This window comes from Marivivens sp. JLT3646, from assembly GCF_001908835.1.
GTDB lineage: Bacteria > Pseudomonadota > Alphaproteobacteria > Rhodobacterales > Rhodobacteraceae > Marivivens > Marivivens geojensis.
This window is the reverse complement of record NZ_CP018572.1, coordinates 2,322,647-2,339,660: the sequence shown is the minus strand read 5'-3', so window position 1 is coordinate 2,339,660 and position 17,014 is coordinate 2,322,647. Positions and strand designations below refer to the sequence as shown.

The following is a 17,014-nucleotide window of genomic DNA, read 5'->3' as shown; positions in this document are numbered from 1 at the left end:
AAAATGCCTCTGGACACCCCCGCGCTACCTGTCTAGAACGCCGCTACCCAGCGAGGAACAGAGTTTCTTGCTAACCGGTGCCCGGGTAGCTCAGGGGTAGAGCAGTGGATTGAAAATCCTCGTGTCGGTGGTTCAAATCCGCCCCTGGGCACCATTTAAACCTCTCCCAGATATAACGTAGCTTTTGATCAGTGCAGTTGTTTTTGCGATGCGCTTAGGCATCGTTGCATTCCAATCTTTCTTGACCCTCAACGTCGTGCCAGCCGCCCATGCACGTATGGGCTGATCTGCGTTGGTTGCATTGCGGCTATGATATGTTTGCAATTGCAGCAACCAGAGGTGCGAAAACCTGCTGATATCGCGCCCGAATTCAGGCGGTAACACGCTTGTGCCACAGGATTGTTACATTGCCTCTTGCGGAGAATCTGGGCGAGGCACTAATTGGGAGCTTGAAAACCGCTGGCGACCTTGATTCCGGCAAAACTATTGAGATGTAAAACGAAAATGGCCTCTTTGCGCCCGACTGATGCGTCTGTTTCGCGTCGTGATCTCTTGGCTCTTGTTGCAGGGCTGGTTCCTGCAACGCTCCTCGGGATGCCTGTTCCGACATACGCCCAAGAGGCGGATGTCGTTGCGGAGAATTCTGTTGCTGCTGTGCAGCAATTTTCGTTCGATCTTTTGTCAGAACAGATGCGAGAACTCTCGCTTGGCGTGTATGAATCCCACCCTGTGACCGAAGGTTTCATCGACGGGTTGAATTACGACGACTATCGGAAAATCCGTTTCAACGACAAAGCGGCGCGTTGGCAGGATGGCGGCTCAGATTTCCGACTCGCAGCGTTTCACATGGGTTGGCTGTTTCCCGAACCCGTTCGCATTTTCGAAGTTGCTAACGGTGTCGCGACCGAAATGGTCTTTTCGACCGATGATTTCGAATATCTCAACGATCTGAAAGACCGCGTTCCCGATCACTATGCTTTGCCGGGTGTGGCGGGGTTCCGTTTGAATGCGCAACTGAACCGCCCCGATAAATGGGATGAAGTGGCTGCATTCTTGGGGGCGTCCTATTTCCGCGCTTTGGGTCGTGGATCGGCCTATGGACTGTCGGCGCGCGGTTTGGCGCTGAACACGGGCACGCAAAAGGGCGAAGAATTCCCGCGGTTCTCACGGTTCTACATGGAGCGTGATCAGAACGGTGGTCCGACCCTCACGATTTATGCCGCGCTAGAGAGCCCAAGCGTCACGGGTGCCTACCGCTTTGTTATTGAGCCGGGCGCTGAAACGCTCATGGATGTGACCTGCCGTCTCTATTTCCGTCAGGATGTGGTCGAGCTGGGCATTGCGCCGATGACATCGATGTTCTTGTTCTCCGAAAAGAACCGTGCGGGCTGGGATGATTACCGCCCGAACGTCCACGACAGCGATGGACTGCGGATCGAACGGGCGGATGGCAATGTGATCTGGCGACCGTTGAACAATCCGCCGCGCCTGACGGGTTCGTATTTTAGCGAAACCGTTCCGCGCAGTTTTGGTCTACATCAACGCGACCGCGATTTCGCGAGCTATCAGGATGTTGGTGCACGATATGAACGGCGTCCGTCTTTGAACGTGGAGCCTGTTGGTGACTGGGGCAAAGGCCATGTTCGGCTCGTCGAAATCCCGTCTGACCTCGAGGCGAACGACAATATCGTTGCCTATTGGATCCCCGAAGATCGCGCCGTTGCAGGTGACCATCGTGAATATTCGTACCGTTTGCGTTGGGGTGATCTGTCCCAAAATGCTGGATCGGATTTGGCTTGGGTGTTTGAAACCCGTTCAGGCCATGGCGGCATTTCGGGCGTCGAGGCCGAAAAAGGCACCCGCAAATTTGTGATCGATTTCAAAGGTGGCTTGATGGCTGCTTTGGATGGCGAGGCAGAGATTGAGCCGGTGTTGAACGCCACGGGCGGCGAAATCTATGGCCATACCCTCGAGAAAATCAGCGGAACGGATATCTGGCGGTTGGTGATCGACGTGCGCGCGAATGCGGACGCCGTTGTCGAGCTCTCCGCTTATGTGAACGGATTTGATCAACGTCTGACCGAAGTGTGGCTCTATCAATGGATCAACGCATAATGGATCGTTCGACAGGACACTTTGCACCCTTGGAAGAGCGTTTGATGAGCGCGGCAGGCACCTTGCCCGATGCGCCGATGGCTATGCCTGAACAAGACCTCTCTGCGCCGATTACATTCTCGGTTCGGGGCTGGTTGCGGGCTTTGACGCTGCTGCCGTCGCGGGCTGGTCAATAATAGATGGCACATCCCATCGGGGCAGCCGTTCGGGTGATGATCATCCGAACCATTGTGCTGTTGGCGGCTATTCTAGCGGCCTACGGTGGGTTTTCTCTGTTTTTTGAATTCGGAGCCGCAGACGGGATCGACGTGATGGATTTCGTCCGTTCTGGATTGATTTTCGCATCAACGTTCTGGCTGGCTTGGGGTGCGTTTACCGCGATTGCGGGGTTGTTCAGCCAACCCAAACCTCCCGCGCGACATGCGGGTTATTTCACCGAACGCACCGCCGTTGTGATCCCCGTCTATAACGAAGACCCCGTCGCCACCTATGCGCGGATTGCTGCGATGATGGCGTCGATTGATCAGACAGGGCAGGGCGATCGGTTCCACTTTGCCATCCTGTCGGATACGCGGGATGATGCGATTGCGGCGCGGGAACGTCTCTGGTTCGAGAGGTTGCTGCGCGAGACGGATGGGGACGGACGACTGTTCTATCGCCGCCGCGTGAAAAACACGGGTCGCAAGGCGGGCAATATCGAGGACTTCATCAAACGCTCTGGGTCTGCCTATGAGTTCATGATCATCCTCGATGCCGATAGCCTTATGGAAGGCGACACCATGATCGAAATGGTGCGCCGCATGATCGCGACGCCCGATCTGGGGCTTTTGCAAACATTGCCGAATATCATTCACGCGCGGTCCCGTTTTGGCCGCGTGATGCAGTTTGCGGCGACGTTCTATTCCCCCATCTTTGCCCGTGGCTTGGCCTTGATGCAGGGGCGTACGGGTCCGTTTTGGGGACATAACGCCATCGTGCGAACTCGTGCCTTTGCTCAGTGTTGCGCTCTGCCCGAATTGGCGGGGCGTCCTCCGTTTGGCGGGCATATCCTGTCGCATGACTATGTTGAGGCCGCATTGCTGGCTCGTGGTGGCTGGGTCGTGCGGGTCGATGATGATCTGGCGGGCAGTTATGAAGAAGGCCCAGAAAACATTGTCGATTTCGCGAAACGGGATCGCCGTTGGTGCCAAGGCAACCTGCAACACAGTCGTCTTTTGCTGGCGCGCGGCCTGAAACCATGGAGCCGCTTTGTCTTTCTCCAAGGAATCCTCGCCTATATCGCGCCCGTCTTTTGGCTGGCGTTTTTGACGGCTTCTATCGCGGCCCCTTTGTTCGCACCGCCGATTGATTACTTCCCCATCGAAAACTGGCCTTTTCCTGTTTTGCCCGTGTCGCAAGTGTCCAAGGCGCTGAGCCTCATGGTCGGCGTTGTTGGGCTGTTGTTCCTGCCCAAGGTGTTGATCGCGATCAAGGCTGGGTTCGACGGACGGGTCGTTGGCTTTGGCGGGATGCTACGAGCCGCTGCCTCAACATTGGCCGAAGTGGCACTTTCGACCCTCACAGCGCCCATATTCCTGATGTTCCAGACCCGCTCGGTGAGCCAAGTCCTGCGTGGTGCCGATGGCGGTTGGCCCGCGCAGAGTCGTGGCGATGGAAGCCTATCGTTCGGCGATGCGTGGTCGGCGAGCTATTGGATTGTTCTCACAGGCGCAGCGGTCATCGGAGCGGCGCAGATGCTCTCGCCTGCCTTGGTGCCGTGGTTGCTGCCCGTTGCCCTGCCGATGGTGATCTCGCCCTTGCTGATCGCGTGGCTCTCACGTCCCGGTTTTCCAACGCTTTTCACCACCCCGACCGAGATCGCTGCAGCGCCGATCATGGTGATACAGGCCGATGTCCTATCGCGGTGGTCACCATCTGCAAGCGCAGAGGCGGACACCTCTGCCGATGCTGTCCCTTTCGCCGAATAAGGCCCCGTTATGACTCCCGAAAAACAACGCGATCCGCGCCTTGATGTGTTCCGTGGCCTCTGCCTTGTGATGATCTTCATCAACCACGTGCCCGGTAACGTGCTCGAAGCCTTTACCAACCGAAATTTCGGGTTCTCTGACGCGGCTGAAGGGTTTGTGTTTATGTCCGGTGTCGCGGCGGGCCTCGCCTATTCCCTGGATTTCAAGGACAACTCGATGCGGCTTTGGACAGGGCTCGCGCGATTGTGGCGTAGGGCATGGACGCTTTATCAGGTGCATATTTTGACGACCTTTGCAGCGGTTGCGGCTGCGGCCTCGGTTGCGCTGTGGATGGGGAATGGTGAGATCCTGTTCATCAACGCGATGAAGCACTTGTGGTATAACCCGCTAGAAACCTCGGTCGGGTTGATCCTCATGACCCATCAGTTCGGTTATGTGAATATTCTGCCGCTTTACCTCGTGCTGCTCTTTGTCTCGCCGATTGCGTTTTACTTCGCGTGGCGCGCGCCGCGGATCGTTCTATTGGCGTCCATCGCGCTTTGGTTCTCTGCCGCCATGTGGCGGATCAATCTGCCAAACTTCCCAATGCAGGGTGGGTGGTTCTTTAACCCGTTTTCTTGGCAGCTCATCTTTGTGGTCGGCCTGTTAACTGGGGTCTATTACAAACAGGGGAAACGCTTTGTGCCTGTCACATGGTGGCTTTTGGTGCCTGCGATCTTCCTGTTGATCGTCGGTGTGCTCACGGTCCAAGTCCCTCCGTTCTCAAAGGTCTTTGGCCAAACGATGTGGCTCGCCAAAGAGACGTTCCACCTGCCGTGGTTCATCACCGCATTCGACAAAACCTTCCTGAGCGTCCCGCGCCTCTTGCACATCTTGGCGTTGGCCTATGTGTTGTCTGCCTTCAGCGGTGTGCGTTGGCTCACAGGAACCAAGGCGATGGCACCATTTGCCCTTTTGGGTCGTCAGGCGCTGCCTGTGTTTGCCTTGGGATCGGTGCTTTGCATCTGGCTGCAGGGCGTGGGTCGCGTGCTGGGCGATAATGTGTGGACCGACCTGATGCTGGTCGGCGGTGGTCTCGTCGCGCAATTTGCGCTGGCCGCGGCACGTCAGTATTGGCCGAAACCTACGACGGCATAACGCCCTCAACGATGACCAAGTCGACCTCTGCCCCTGCGTCTCGCTGGGCGACAGTGGCCTGATAGGCTTCACCGAAATAACAGGTCCTCGCCGCGTCGAGGGACGGAAATTCCACTACGACCGTCTGCGGCCTAGCGTTCCCTGCGCCTGTAACCTGTTCCCCAGCCAAGACACGGATCACACCGCCACCTGCTGTAATCGCGGGTGCGGCTGCCCGACGGTAGGCGGCGTAGAGGTCGGGATCAGTGACGGTGACATGGGCCACCCAATAGGCTTTGGCGGTCATTGGGTCTGCTCGATCAGTTGAAGGACAGTGGGGCCGACTGCATCGACGATGAGCTCGACACCTTGGGCATTGGGGTGAAAGCCGTCCGCTTGGATCAGGTCACGCGCAGCGGTCAGGTCGCCATCGGGATAGAGTGCGCTCAGAAAGCTGGGAAAAAACAGCACCCCATGCCGTGCGGCAAGGTCTGGATACAGCGTGTCGAAGGCCAGTTTGTAGTCGGGGCCGTAATTGTTCGGTGCTTCCATCCCGATCAATAGAACTGGAACGCCTGCATCTTCTGCAGCGGTCAAAATCCCGTCGATATTGGCACGGCTCACTTCGGGGGGAATTCCACGGAGCAGGTCGTTGCCACCCAGCGCGACAATCATCGCATCCACATCGGGCGTCAGGGTCCAGGCAACACGGCTCAGCCCCCCCGCCGTTGTATCTCCAGACACGCCTGCGTTCAGTACGGACACATCCACGCCATGGTCGATCAGCCAATCCTCTAACTGCGGAACAAAGCCGTCCTCGGGGATCAGCCCGTAGCCTTGGGTTAGACTATCACCCAGTGCTGCAATAGTGACCGTTTCGGCCTGAACAGCGCTTGCGCCGATCACAATTGCCGCAGCGATGTTGCAGGCACGGCGAAGTGACCCATATGTGTAGGAAAGCATTGAACAGAAAGCCCTCTTTATGACCAAACCAGCATTGTCCCTTTTAGATGTATCCCTGTCATTGATGGGCAATGCTGGACCAGTGGATATTTTGCACGACATTACGCTGGACGTGGCGCAGGGGGAAACCTTGGGGCTTGTCGGGCCAAGCGGGTCGGGCAAATCTTCACTCCTCATGTTGATGGGCGGGCTAGAGACCGCCACGGGGGGGCGGATCACGGCGCTGGGCACGGATATCACCCGCATGGGCGAAGACCCTCTGGCGCGGTTCCGCAGAGACAATATGGGGGTTGTGTTCCAATCCTTCCACCTCATTCCCACCATGACCGCCTTAGAAAACGTCGCAACCCCGCTAGAACTGGCAGGTGTCAGCGATGCCTTTGATCGGGCCGAGGCGGAATTGGCGGCGGTTGGTCTGGCGTCTCGGGCCGATCATTACCCTTCGCAAATGTCGGGTGGCGAACAACAGCGCGTGGCACTGGCCCGCGCGTCCGTTTCACGGCCCAAGCTGCTGTTGGCCGACGAACCTACGGGTAATCTGGACGAAACCAATGGTGCGGCGATCATTGACCTGTTGTTCGGACTTCGTGATCGGCATGGGGCGACGCTCGTGATGGTAACGCATTCGAACGACCTTGCGGCGCGGTGTGATCGCGTGGTGCGCCTTCGGGATGGTCGTATCGACGGGTCCGCCGCATGAGCCTGTCCTTGTCCTATCGGTTCGCTCGCCGTGAACTGCGCGGTGGTCTGCGTGGGTTCCGCATTTTCCTTGCCTGTTTGGCGCTGGGTGTCATGGCGATTGCCGCTGTTGGCACGGTTCGGTCTGCGATCACCGCAGGGTTAGAACGCGAAAGCGCGGCGCTCTTGGGTGGGGATGCAGAGGTCGGACTGACCTACCGTTTCGCTTCTGAAGCAGAACGCGCGTGGATGGAGAGCATCGCGGACACCGTTTCAGAGACGGTTGATTTCCGATCCATGCTCGTTGTGACCCGCGACACGGTCGAACGCGGGCTGACGCAGGTCATGGCCGTGGACTCGGCCTATCCGTTAATCGGGTCAGTGACGCTGGACCCTGCGATGCCACTGGATGCGGCGCTTGCGGGCGTGGATGGCACGCCGGGTATCGTGGTAGAACGTGTGCTCGCCGAACGGATGGGCGTAGTTGCGGGCGACACTGTCCGCCTGGGAACCCAAGATTTCGTGCTCACCGCGATCCTCGCGAAATACCCCGACAACGCGGCTGGCGGGTTCGGGCTTGGACCTCGGTCGATTGTGTTGACGCGTGACCTCGCGAACTCTGGCCTATTGGCGGCGGGGACGTTGATGGACACGAACTACCGCCTCAAATTGCCTGAGGGCTCCGACCTCGCAGCGCTGGAACAGGTGGCTCAAGAGCGGTTTCGTGACACTGGGATGAGGTGGCGCGATAGCCGCGATGGGGCGCGGGGCGTAGAACGTTTTGTCGATCGCCTCGGGTCGTTCTTGGTTTTGGTTGGGTTGTCAGGCTTGGCTGTGGGTGGCGTCGGTGTGTCGGCTGCTGTGCGGTCCTATCTAACGGGCAAGACCGAAGTCATCGCGACCCTGAAAACCCTAGGCGCCACACGGCGGGTTATTTTTCAGACTTACTTTATCCAGATCGGCATTCTGACGCTGTTCGGCGTTGGTTTGGGCATCCTCATGGGCGCTCTGATCCCGCTCTTGTTCGCGCCCATGATCGCGGCGCAACTGCCCATCCCTGTCGAATTTGCCGTCTATCCCCGCCCCCTGATCGAAGCTGGCATCTACGGTCTGATCACGGCAGCGCTCTTTACCCTCTGGCCACTGGCGCGGTCCGAGGAAATCCGCGCCGCCACCCTGTTCCGCGATGCAAGCGGCGCGGGCACAACCCTTCCTGCCGCCCGCTATATCGCGATCACGGTGCTTTTGGTTGCGTTGCTCATCGGGTTGGCGATTTGGTTCACGGGCACCGTGCGTTTGACCATCTGGACTGCGGGCGGGATCGCCTTTGCGCTGGGCCTTTTGGTGCTTTCGGCCCAAGGCGTTCGCGCCTTAGCCCGAAGGTTCCGACGTGCCGCGCGGGGTCGCCCGACCCTACGACTGGCGTTGGCCTCAATCGGTGCCAAAGGGGGCGAGGCGACCTCGGTCGTGTTGTCCCTCGGCCTCGGTTTGTCGGTTCTCGCAGCGGTCGGGCAAATCGACGGTAACCTTCGTGCGGCGATCTCGGATGAATTGCCCGACGTCGCGCCATCCTATTTCTTTGTCGACATCCAGCCCGATCAGATCGATGGATTCCGCGCGCGTTTGGACGCCGATCCAGCGGTCAAAGACTATGAAGCCGCACCGATGCTGCGCGGGATTGTCACTCGCATCAACGGGGTAAAGGCCACGGATGTGATCGATCATTGGGTTGTTCGTGGTGATCGTGGGCTGACCTATGGCGATACGCCACCCGATGGCACGACCGTGACCGAAGGCACATGGTGGCCAGAGGGTTACGATGGTCCGCCGCAGGTCAGCTTTGCCGCCGAAGAAGCTGCTGAGATGGGCCTCACCCTTGGGGATGAGGTGACGGTAAACATCCTTGGCCGTGACATCACCGCGACCATCACTAGCTTCCGTGAAGTGGACTTTAGCAACGCAGGCATGGGCTTTGTCATGACGTTGAACCCCGCTGCCATCGCAGGTGCGCCGCATAGCTGGATCAGCACGGTCTACGCCCAACCCGAAGCCGAGGCCGCGATCCTGCGTGACCTCGCCAATAGCTATCCTAATATTACCGCGATCCGTGTGCGTGATGCCATTGATCAAGTCATGGTCGTCGTCGCAGGTATCGCTGCGGCCACCCGATATGGTGCGCTCGCCACACTGGTCACTGGGTTCCTCGTGCTGATCGGCGCTGCCGCCTCGGGCGAACGGGCGCGGGTATTTGAATCGGCGGTCCTGAAAACGCTTGGCGCAGATCGGCGGTTGATCCTGCGTAGTTTCGCGCTCCGCTCGGTCCTCTTGGGATTGGCGGCTGGGATTGTCGCGTTGATCGCTGGGATCGCAGGCGGTTGGGCTGTGACGACCTTTGTGATGGAGACGAGCTTTGCTCCGATCTGGTCCAACGCTGCGCTGATCGTTCTGGGCGGTATGGGAACCACTTTGCTCGCAGGTTTGGCCTTTGCTCTGCGCCCCTTAGCTGCCAAGCCCGCGCGGGTGTTGCGTGCCCGCGAATGACCCAGCGTACGGTCGATTGAACGGGGATTAACGCGGCATTGTTATTGTGTCTGTCAACAGGGCGAATTTGCCCGCTGACAGAACGGAGTAACCATGTCGAACCCATTTCAGAACCGCACGTTGTCCCTCTCTGGTCCGGCGCGTGACATCGTGCCAGTCACGCCCGCTGATGGCGTTGAATTGGCGGACGTTGCGGTCGCGCTCTACGTCGAAACGGGTGGTGTGTTGGTCGTGAAGACCGTCGCGGACATGATCAGGACTGTGACGGTTGGCGATAAGTCGATCCTGCCTGTGGGGATCAAAGAGGTCCACGCGACGGGGACAACGGCCACGGGCATCCACGGCTATGTGATCTGATCATGCTGGGGTTTTCTATCGCTGAATTGGGGCAGCGCCCTGCAATTGCGGGCAATGGTCCTGTTGTTCTATCGTTTCTGACAGATAGCCTACCCGCGGGGGTTTCGCATTCACGAGCGTCTACGGGCACCCGCATCAACTCTGTCGGAGTGCTAGAGGTTGTTGGCAATGATCAGCCGCGTTTCGATTATGATCCGCAAACCCTCGACCCACGAGGATTGTTGGTCGAACCCGCGTCGACCAACCTTGTCCACGGATCAGAGCCGAACCTCACCGACTGGGCGGATCTAGTGTCCACCTCGACACCTTTGGCGCTGAATGCCTTGGGCTATTTCTCGGGCATGTCGGTCGCTAGCGGCGGGGCAAAGTGGCATCGGCTTCAGGCGGATACGGACGGCTGGTCGGCGGGACAGAACCTCCGGGTGCGTGTCTGGTATATGGCAGGGACCTCGGGCGCGATGTTCCTTTCGCTGCGGAACGTGGATGCGGGTGTTGATAGCTCCCTGTCTGGCACAGTCGGTGCTCTGGGCGTTCATAGCGCTGCGGCGGGGGCGATTACTGATATCGTCAATACCGTGCTTGGGGGTGGGGTCTACACCGTGACCTACACCTTTACCCCGAACGCGGGCAGCACCTCTGGCAAGTTTGGCATCGGGCCTTTTAGTGCGTCCGCAGGCGAGACCGTCGTCGCGCTTGGTGTTCAGGTCGAGATCGGAGCGGGCACAAGCTATATCCCAACCTCAGGTGCTGCGGTCTCCCGTGCAGCTGACAGTGTGATGCTCAATAGTTGGGACGGGGTGTATGACATCGCGCTGACCTATGACGGCGGCGGCGTCGAAATCCGTAGCGGTGTTATGGTGGCCGCGGGCTATGGCATCGCCCCGACGGCGCGTCGAATTCAGAGTATCACGCTGACGCCGATAGCTTGAACTTGAGATGGCGGGTGATGAGTTGGACATAGGGGATGGCCCAGGCCAACGCCCACATCACCCCACCATGTCGACGCATGAACAGGAGCCAATCGGGGGGATAAAGCCCCCGAAACGAGTTCATCTGCGCTAAGCGATCCCGAAGGCTTAAGCTCGGATCGTCGCGCCACCGTTGCGCGGCGGGGTTAGGGTCGCATTGCGCCAAATACCCTGGCGCGAGCCAAACGCTGCCCCCCGCATCGCGCAGCCGCATCCCGTAGTCCACATCGCCCCACGCATGGAAAAACCTTGGTTCTAAGTTCCCAATCGCATCAACGGCAGCTTTGCTGACGAGCACGCAATTGCCGGCCATCGTGGTGACTTCGCGTGGGCTTTGTAGATCGGGACCAACGTGCCTCAATCGTAAAATCGGCCCCTTTCGCCGTTGAAACCCTCCATATGTCAGCTCCCCCGATAGGGGATCACAGGTCGATCCGAAAACGGCTGTTTTGTCCTGTCCTTGTTGTGCGAGGATCTGCGAAGTCTCAAGCAAGCGAAGGATTGCATCATCGTTCAGATCGGTGTCATCGTTGAGCCAAAGCATATAGTCGAACGGGTATTCTAGCGCTCCTTCAAATGCGCGGCGCATCCCGCCGTTCCAATAGAGGTCGCCCGTGCCATCAATCACGTGCACCTGCGGAAATGCCTCACGCACCGCGTCGCCCGTGCCATCGCTGCTGCCGTCATCGACCAGAAACACGTTCAGCCTAAACGCGGCACTAGCGCCGTCTTGTTTGAAAAGTGCCTCAAGCGCATTGAGCGTTTTGGCGCGACGGTTAAAACAGGTCAGAAGGACGGCGATGGATGGGATCATGGTGCAACGGACCTCGTGTTGAAGTGTGAACGCGACAGAACACCCGCCATGACCGCGAAACCCATCCATAAAAACCCACCCATCTTGGGTTGGAGCCACAGGGGGTTAAACGTCATCACAATGACCAGCATCACGACGAGGCCATAGCCGAACAGCGCGACCAATCGTTCTGAGGTCAGGTGCCTGAGGCGGAAGATACTGAAAACAAAGGATAGCACGGGCAGCAACAGCGCGAGTGTCCCGACCGTGCCGCCAAAAGCGAGGAGGTCGAGAAGGTCACTGTGGCTCGGGATGATGAGGTTTTGTCGCTGAACCGAGACGAGCGGGGAGCCATGAAACATCGCTCCAAAGACCGGCGCATCCAGAAATTTTTGCCAGCGTATCGCGTAGGTAAAGAGCCTCACGGACCGACTGCCCGACGGTAGATGATCAACGATCATGGGGAGGAAGGTCAAAAATACGCCGACCCCGATCAGCACGTAAATCACACTGAGAAATCGAAATACGACAGAGCGGTTCGGCGTTTGGCTCACCCAATCAATCGGGATCAAAAGCAGGATGCCGATGGTGGCAAAGGCCGTCAGGAAACCTGTGATCTTAAAGGTAAAAAACTGCCCTAAAATCAGTATGGCTCCAACGATCATTCTTAGAATAGGGCGATCTACCAAACCCATCGCAGCAACCATTGTCGCAACGCCGATGAGGAAAACCTCTTCGTGGAAAATATGGTTAATGCCTGATCGCTGCTTCAGAAACGGGCCGACGATTTGCCAGTAAAACAATTGCGCTGACATCAGCAGTCCGATGACAATCACGGGCCATGTCAGTTTGCGCATAAACCAATCGAGGTCCTCAGGAACGCTCGCCATCATGCGGATCGGAATGTAGCTCAGTGCAGAGAGAGCGAGGCGTAGGAAGCTGTCGGCGGTGTCGCCTGTGACATAGCTTGTCGAGGCGCCACCGAGGGTGATCATGGTGATCAAAATGGCAAAGGCGATGTCTTGCCAAATGATACCGCCGATAGGGCGGAACCCTTGGGCTAGATACGCGGCGCTGCCCGAAATCGCGATGATCGCAGGCAGGAACTGAAACGTAAGCGGCAGGCCCAGACCGCTATCCGTCGGGTCCACTGCCATAGCGAGCAAGAACAGAACCGAGGTGTAAATCAATCGCGCCCCAAGTCCGACCGAAGGGGCGTGATCCTGTGCCGTGGCGGCCTGCATCAATCGACCTCCGTCACTAGCTGGCCCGCGAACAGTCGGCGCAGTTGTCGCCCGATCAATGGCAGCACAAATACCGCCCGCAGCGTCCCCCACGGCATCAATAAGAAGTCTGTGCTCAGGTGCCTGAAAACACCCTTGCAGGTGTTCAGTTCTGATTTCAGCACATCAATGTCATAGCCCATCACGGCCAAGCCATCTCGCCCGATCCGATCCAAATACCGTCGTGCCCACCAGCGCCGCAGCGGGTTGCAATACATCGCCTTCCAACGGTCATCCGCCACGACCTGCTTCATCCCGCCCGTCGGATCACCCATGCGCCCCGAGAGCGCGACGTCGGTGCTTTCGCTCAAGTTGGCGCAGGAGATGCCAAGATGATCACAGATCATCGTCGTCGTCGCGTCGAGCTTCTCTGAGGCATCCTCATAGCGGATCGTCAGCGCGGTATCGCTGGTCCGTGCAAAGTCGATCAGGCGGGGGAGCGCGATGTCCAAATCCTGTTTGAACCGAAACAGGTTCCAGCGGCCCTTGCTCCATGTCGTCATCATCGACGCCGCGATAGCCAATGGATTGCGCCACAGGATGATCACTGGGGCGTCAGGGAACAACGCGGTCACTGCTTTTGGTGCTAAGGCGTAGCGCGGCGTTTTATCTAAGAAATAGATCGCCTGCTCGCCCGGGCAGAGACGGTCATAAATCACTTGCGCTGCGCTGCGCATGGCGTCGTTCCAGTCATCCTCCCCGTTGGGGAGTGCCGCCGTGAGGTCCTCTATCGCCATACGATAGGTGGAATACTCAAAGGTCGCGACGGCTTCGTCCACAGCATGGGGCGGGATCAGACCCAACAGAAACCAAGGCTCCGATAGGGTCGCGATGTTCGGATGCCGCCCCAAGGCCCGTTGCAACATGGTGGACCCAGACCGAGGTAGGGATAAGAGAAAGACTGGTGTCACAGCCATCAGCACGGCTCCTTGCCAAAGTGCAGGGTGGGGTAGGTCTTGATCCCCATGCGGACCGAGCAATACCTAACCGCCAGTAGGTTCTGAACGATCACCGTCACGCTGGCCCCAATCGCGACGCCCCATAGTGGATCGATTTGTCCGAGGATAAGCGACACGCCGACGCCAATGACGCTGGCGAGAACGGCAAAGCACATCGCGATCCGCTGACCGTTCGTGACGGTCAACACGAGCATCGGCGATCCTGTCGTGGCATTGACGGATTGCCCGACCAGAAGGACGAGTAATGCGGGCCAAGCGGAGGCAAAGGCATCCCCGAAAATGAGGCTGAGGATCGAGGGCCCAGCGACCGCCAAGCCGCTCATCATAGTGAGCGAGATAACCATAATCACCGTTGCCGACCGCCGCAAAAGCTGTTCGAGCGGAACCGTTTCGTTGGCCTTCCAGAGATGTGCGATCTGCGGTCCGATCGCCATGTTGACTGCCATGAGTGGCAGCGCCAGCAACCGCACCACGCGCAATGCAGCCCCGAACAACGCAACAGTTTCCGTGTCGCCCAATGCGCCCGCGATCCAGAGATGTACCTCTGACAGGGCCGTATTGGCGATGACGATAATCGCGAGTGGAAGGCTGGTTTTGACCACGGGTGCGACGTCGACCCCTGACATTTTCGGAAGTGCCCGCAAGGCTGGGATCAGGCTGCCAATGGACAATGGAACACAGAGTGCAGCGGCAATCGCCGTGATCCACACGATCTGCGTGAGGTTAGGGGTTCTTCCTAGCGCAAACGCCAACGCGCAAGCGATAAACAGCAGAAGGTTGAAGGAAAACACTTCGTGCAGGCCAAAGTCGGTCATTCGCCCGAAGGCCCTCAGGATATGGGCAATGGCTTGGGTCGTCGCGCGTGCGATAATCCAAATGAGCAGGATCGCCATGCAGGTCACAGCCCCGTCTGACATCGGGATTAGGGGCATGAACAGGATCGCAACGCCGCAGGTGATGCTAATCGTGAGGATGAGGAACAGCCCGCTCCCCCGAAGGATAGGCAATCCACGATCAGACCCCGACAGCAGCGGTACCGCACTGTGGTTAAAGCCGCCGAGCGCGATTAAGGCGGCCACCTGAGAGAAGCTTGTCAAAAGAAAATACGTGCCGAGGCCGTCGATGGGCAGAATTCGCGCCAAGAGCACATTAATCCCAAAGCCGAGCACCATTGTGCTGACGCGGGCAATGGCGAGGATCACGCTGCCCCTTATGGCCGTTTTTTCACTCTGCATAGCCCGCCCGTCGTATCAGAGCAGGGTCGAGAGAGGCCTCAATCCGTGCGATTTGGCTGGTCGTCAGTCGATCCCGCCACCCGTCGATGCGCCCGCCGCGAAAGGTCGGTGAGGACGGGTCGAAGACTTGGCCTACCTTTGCCCAAAGATCATCGGTCATATGGACGTCGAGATGCGCGGCGATGGCCTGAAAACAAGCGGATTGGGCGTCAATCGTGCCGCCCCCTTGTGGGCCAACGAGGTCTTCGAATTTGATGATCAGGGTGCCGACGTGTTGGTCCCAATTCAGCACGCTTTCGAACGCGTCATTGAGCGATTTGACAGGCAGTCCAGGCGGATTGGCGTAACCGCCGTGTATGCTGAAATCGACGCGCTCGTCCTCAGTCAGTGTCTCGAAAAAGGGGCGCAAAAAATGGTTCCAATTTCGCGCATCCAAGACATAGGGGATCATCGAAGCGGCGACAGCGCGAGGGTCACGCAGGATGGTGATGGCCTTCGTCTGAGTGGCGTCGAAGGCCTCCATTGCGCATTGGCTAAAGGGCACATGTGCTTTCCCAAAAGAGGTGAGAGGGCGGTTCTGGAGCCAGTTTTCGAAAGTGAACCGAGGGACGAAGTAGGGCGAAAAGACGCCAACAGGAACGTCCGTGGGGTGCGCTCTGCGATCGCGATTTCTGTAGATGCGCAGCCGTCCCCAACGCCCCGCGGTACGGCGGTCGAGAAAAGGCGGTGGCGTGAGGCCGATCTTATCCGTCGCCCGTTCGAGAACCGTACGCCCATTTTCACGCGCTGCGCCGCCCAAAACCATGAGCGCCTTTTCGAGAAGATGCGTCCCGCTTTTGGGGAGCGAATTGACCAGAACGTTCTGCGTCATGTGGCGTCTCCGATCTTTTCAAAGACTGACAGCAGAGTTTCGCGGAATCGCTCGCGGCGGCGGCTGGCCCATTGGGGGTCGGCATCGGTAGGGGAGGAGGTCATCGCTTCGGTTAGGGCTTTTGCAAATTCGACGCTCGTCTGAGCGGTTCGGACATGCAATGGCGCGTCATTGATCCCGCGTAAGGCCAAGGGCGTGACAACCATTGGGACGCCGACCGATATGCCTTCGATGGTTTTGAGCTGGATGCCTGATCCGACCACCGTCGGGACGGCGAGAGCACGGCAAGCGCGCATGAATTGCCCCGCGTCTGGAACGCGCCCAAGTTTGAACACGCGGCGATCGGTGGTCGAAAGTGTTTCGGAACCACTGCCTGCGATAGCGACCGTCAAGTCGTTTGGCAGATGAGGCAAGACCTCAGCAAGAAACCATCGAATGCCTTGGCGGTTTACCTCCCACTGCCAGCTTCCGATCAAGCCGATGTCATAGGATTTCGGCGGTGCGGGTTTGGACAGGTCGAACGCCTGTCCGGGCAGGTCGATGACGGTGATTTTGTCGGTGGGGACGCCCAAACGGGCAAAGCCACCTCGGTCCGCGTTGGACAGGGCGACTACGGCTTTGCATTCGACCCCAAGGGCTGCCTCTTTGTCCTCCAGTAGCCTTGCCTCTCTAGCATAGATCGCTCGTTTTGCTATCGAACCGTGCTGGGCAATGCTGTTGTAGAGTGAATGCTCTAAATTGTGCGCGATGAAAAGTTTGCGCGTGGGCAGGTCGGGCAACTCCGCGATCCAGCCAATATGCGCATGGTCGATTATCAATACGTCTGCCCCATCACGTAGCGCGTTTCGCAAAGCCCGAACGTATGCGGTGCCTTTGAACTTGGTCTGGGTAAAGGGCGCATGGGTGATGAACGCGCGCGCCAGCCACAAAATGCGGCGCCATCCTGCTTCAGCCATCTCGATAAACCATGGCCCTGCTGAATAGACCGATGGATCGGACTGCAGCGGCCCGCGACCCACCCGTTCATATCCAACCACCCTGACGTCGGCTCCAATATCGCGCAGAACGTCGATGAATTCCTGCGAACAAATCTCACCGCCATTGGCCCTTTCATCGGGCAGAACGGTGGTGGCGAAAACAACGCGTGACCCTGACAAACTGAACATCT

The 17,014-nt window shown here is 58.4% G+C and carries 16 protein-coding genes and 1 tRNA gene; 9 read left to right on the top strand and 8 right to left on the bottom strand.

The features are described from left to right. Positions 1 to 79 precede the first annotated feature (79 nt). The 5 genes from BSK21_RS11635 to BSK21_RS11620 all read left to right on the top strand — a co-directional run bounded on the left by BSK21_RS11635 (position 80) and on the right by BSK21_RS11620 (position 5,219). Positions 80 to 154: transfer RNA gene (locus tag BSK21_RS11635), tRNA-Phe, on the top strand. A 350-nt stretch (positions 155 to 504) separates the two neighbouring features. After that, the gene (locus BSK21_RS11630) at positions 505 to 2,115 is read left to right on the top strand and encodes a glucan biosynthesis protein (protein ID WP_074039030.1); all 1,611 of its coding nucleotides are present in this window, start codon (positions 505 to 507) and stop codon (positions 2,113 to 2,115) included. Further along, positions 2,100 to 2,291, top strand: a complete 192-nt coding sequence (locus BSK21_RS15925; protein ID WP_156529593.1) for a hypothetical protein — start codon at positions 2,100 to 2,102, stop codon at positions 2,289 to 2,291. Before BSK21_RS11630 ends, BSK21_RS15925 begins: the two co-directional genes overlap by 16 nt. Positions 2,292 to 2,294: 3 nt before the next feature. Further along, positions 2,295 to 4,082 carry a glucans biosynthesis glucosyltransferase MdoH gene (gene mdoH / locus BSK21_RS11625; protein ID WP_067550714.1) on the top strand — a complete coding sequence of 596 codons (1,788 nt, stop codon included), beginning with the start codon at positions 2,295 to 2,297 and terminating at the stop codon, positions 4,080 to 4,082. A 9-nt stretch (positions 4,083 to 4,091) separates the two neighbouring features. After that, entirely contained in the window at positions 4,092 to 5,219 is a 1,128-nt protein-coding gene (locus tag BSK21_RS11620; protein ID WP_067550713.1) for an OpgC family protein, read from the top strand. On the opposite strand, the gene BSK21_RS11615 is transcribed toward BSK21_RS11620, so the two are convergent. Together BSK21_RS11615 and BSK21_RS11610 are read right to left on the bottom strand one after the other, a co-directional pair. Beyond that, the gene (locus tag BSK21_RS11615; protein WP_067550712.1) at positions 5,206 to 5,505 is read right to left on the bottom strand and encodes a DUF1330 domain-containing protein; all 300 of its coding nucleotides are present in this window, start codon (positions 5,503 to 5,505) and stop codon (positions 5,206 to 5,208) included. The two genes, BSK21_RS11620 and BSK21_RS11615, sit on opposite strands and share 14 nt — an antisense overlap. Continuing rightward, positions 5,502 to 6,161, bottom strand: a complete 660-nt coding sequence (locus BSK21_RS11610; RefSeq protein WP_067550711.1) for an arylesterase — start codon at positions 6,159 to 6,161, stop codon at positions 5,502 to 5,504. Before BSK21_RS11610 ends, BSK21_RS11615 begins: the two co-directional genes overlap by 4 nt. A 19-nt stretch (positions 6,162 to 6,180) precedes the next feature. Between BSK21_RS11610 and BSK21_RS11605 the strand changes: the two genes are divergently transcribed. The 4 genes from BSK21_RS11605 to BSK21_RS11590 all read left to right on the top strand — a co-directional run bounded on the left by BSK21_RS11605 (position 6,181) and on the right by BSK21_RS11590 (position 10,666). Then, positions 6,181 to 6,861 carry an ABC transporter ATP-binding protein gene (locus BSK21_RS11605; protein ID WP_067550710.1) on the top strand — a complete coding sequence of 227 codons (681 nt, stop codon included), beginning with the start codon at positions 6,181 to 6,183 and terminating at the stop codon, positions 6,859 to 6,861. Then, a complete protein-coding gene (locus tag BSK21_RS11600) occupies positions 6,858 to 9,380 on the top strand; it encodes an ABC transporter permease (RefSeq protein WP_067550709.1) in 2,523 nt (840 codons plus the stop codon). The genes BSK21_RS11605 and BSK21_RS11600 overlap by 4 nt, the downstream gene beginning before the upstream one ends. Before the next feature lie 93 nt (positions 9,381 to 9,473). Beyond that, positions 9,474 to 9,737 (top strand): hypothetical protein, encoded by a 264-nt coding sequence (locus BSK21_RS11595; protein ID WP_067550708.1) that lies wholly within the window; start codon positions 9,474 to 9,476, stop codon positions 9,735 to 9,737. Between the two features lie 2 nt (positions 9,738 to 9,739). Further along, positions 9,740 to 10,666: a hypothetical protein gene (locus tag BSK21_RS11590; protein WP_067550707.1), complete on the top strand. Its 927-nt coding sequence runs from the start codon at positions 9,740 to 9,742 to the stop codon at positions 10,664 to 10,666. Here BSK21_RS11590 and BSK21_RS11585 read toward each other — a convergent pair. The 6 genes from BSK21_RS11585 to BSK21_RS11560 are packed head-to-tail and all read right to left on the bottom strand — an operon-like array spanning position 10,644 to position 17,012. Continuing rightward, entirely contained in the window at positions 10,644 to 11,519 is an 876-nt protein-coding gene (locus BSK21_RS11585) for a glycosyltransferase family 2 protein (RefSeq protein WP_067550706.1), read from the bottom strand. The two genes, BSK21_RS11590 and BSK21_RS11585, sit on opposite strands and share 23 nt — an antisense overlap. Then, on the bottom strand, positions 11,516 to 12,742 hold the full coding sequence (locus BSK21_RS11580) for a hypothetical protein (RefSeq protein WP_067550705.1): 1,227 nt from the start codon (positions 12,740 to 12,742) through the stop codon (positions 11,516 to 11,518). The genes BSK21_RS11585 and BSK21_RS11580 overlap by 4 nt, the downstream gene beginning before the upstream one ends. Then, a complete protein-coding gene (locus BSK21_RS11575; protein WP_067550704.1) occupies positions 12,742 to 13,698 on the bottom strand; it encodes a sulfotransferase in 957 nt (318 codons plus the stop codon). Before BSK21_RS11575 ends, BSK21_RS11580 begins: the two co-directional genes overlap by 1 nt. Then, positions 13,698 to 14,975: a lipopolysaccharide biosynthesis protein gene (locus tag BSK21_RS11570; RefSeq protein ID WP_156529592.1), complete on the bottom strand. Its 1,278-nt coding sequence runs from the start codon at positions 14,973 to 14,975 to the stop codon at positions 13,698 to 13,700. Before BSK21_RS11570 ends, BSK21_RS11575 begins: the two co-directional genes overlap by 1 nt. After that, positions 14,965 to 15,846, bottom strand: a complete 882-nt coding sequence (locus tag BSK21_RS11565) for a sulfotransferase domain-containing protein (protein WP_067550702.1) — start codon at positions 15,844 to 15,846, stop codon at positions 14,965 to 14,967. The genes BSK21_RS11570 and BSK21_RS11565 overlap by 11 nt, the downstream gene beginning before the upstream one ends. After that, positions 15,843 to 17,012 carry a glycosyltransferase gene (locus tag BSK21_RS11560; RefSeq protein WP_067550701.1) on the bottom strand — a complete coding sequence of 390 codons (1,170 nt, stop codon included), beginning with the start codon at positions 17,010 to 17,012 and terminating at the stop codon, positions 15,843 to 15,845. Before BSK21_RS11560 ends, BSK21_RS11565 begins: the two co-directional genes overlap by 4 nt. Positions 17,013 to 17,014 lie beyond the last annotated feature (2 nt).

Excerpts from the sequence above, each read along its gene's own strand:
- BSK21_RS11605 (WP_067550710.1), top strand. The coding sequence starts at position 6,181 with ATGACCAAACCAGCATTGTCCCTTTTAGATGTATCCCTGTCATTGATG.
- BSK21_RS11560 (WP_067550701.1), bottom strand. The coding sequence starts at position 17,012 with ATGTTCAGTTTGTCAGGGTCACGCGTTGTTTTCGCCACCACCGTTCTG.
- BSK21_RS11600 (WP_067550709.1), top strand. The coding sequence starts at position 6,858 with ATGAGCCTGTCCTTGTCCTATCGGTTCGCTCGCCGTGAACTGCGCGGT.
- BSK21_RS11585 (WP_067550706.1), bottom strand. The coding sequence starts at position 11,519 with ATGATCCCATCCATCGCCGTCCTTCTGACCTGTTTTAACCGTCGCGCC.
- BSK21_RS11615 (WP_067550712.1), bottom strand. The coding sequence starts at position 5,505 with ATGACCGCCAAAGCCTATTGGGTGGCCCATGTCACCGTCACTGATCCC.
- BSK21_RS11590 (WP_067550707.1), top strand. The coding sequence starts at position 9,740 with ATGCTGGGGTTTTCTATCGCTGAATTGGGGCAGCGCCCTGCAATTGCG.
- BSK21_RS11575 (WP_067550704.1), bottom strand. The coding sequence starts at position 13,698 with ATGGCTGTGACACCAGTCTTTCTCTTATCCCTACCTCGGTCTGGGTCC.
- mdoH (WP_067550714.1), top strand. The coding sequence starts at position 2,295 with ATGGCACATCCCATCGGGGCAGCCGTTCGGGTGATGATCATCCGAACC.
- BSK21_RS15925 (WP_156529593.1), top strand. The coding sequence starts at position 2,100 with ATGGATCAACGCATAATGGATCGTTCGACAGGACACTTTGCACCCTTG.
- BSK21_RS11620 (WP_067550713.1), top strand. The coding sequence starts at position 4,092 with ATGACTCCCGAAAAACAACGCGATCCGCGCCTTGATGTGTTCCGTGGC.
- BSK21_RS11610 (WP_067550711.1), bottom strand. The coding sequence starts at position 6,161 with ATGCTTTCCTACACATATGGGTCACTTCGCCGTGCCTGCAACATCGCT.
- BSK21_RS11565 (WP_067550702.1), bottom strand. The coding sequence starts at position 15,846 with ATGACGCAGAACGTTCTGGTCAATTCGCTCCCCAAAAGCGGGACGCAT.
- BSK21_RS11630 (WP_074039030.1), top strand. The coding sequence starts at position 505 with ATGGCCTCTTTGCGCCCGACTGATGCGTCTGTTTCGCGTCGTGATCTC.
- BSK21_RS11595 (WP_067550708.1), top strand. The coding sequence starts at position 9,474 with ATGTCGAACCCATTTCAGAACCGCACGTTGTCCCTCTCTGGTCCGGCG.
- BSK21_RS11580 (WP_067550705.1), bottom strand. The coding sequence starts at position 12,742 with ATGCAGGCCGCCACGGCACAGGATCACGCCCCTTCGGTCGGACTTGGG.
- BSK21_RS11570 (WP_156529592.1), bottom strand. The coding sequence starts at position 14,975 with ATGCAGAGTGAAAAAACGGCCATAAGGGGCAGCGTGATCCTCGCCATT.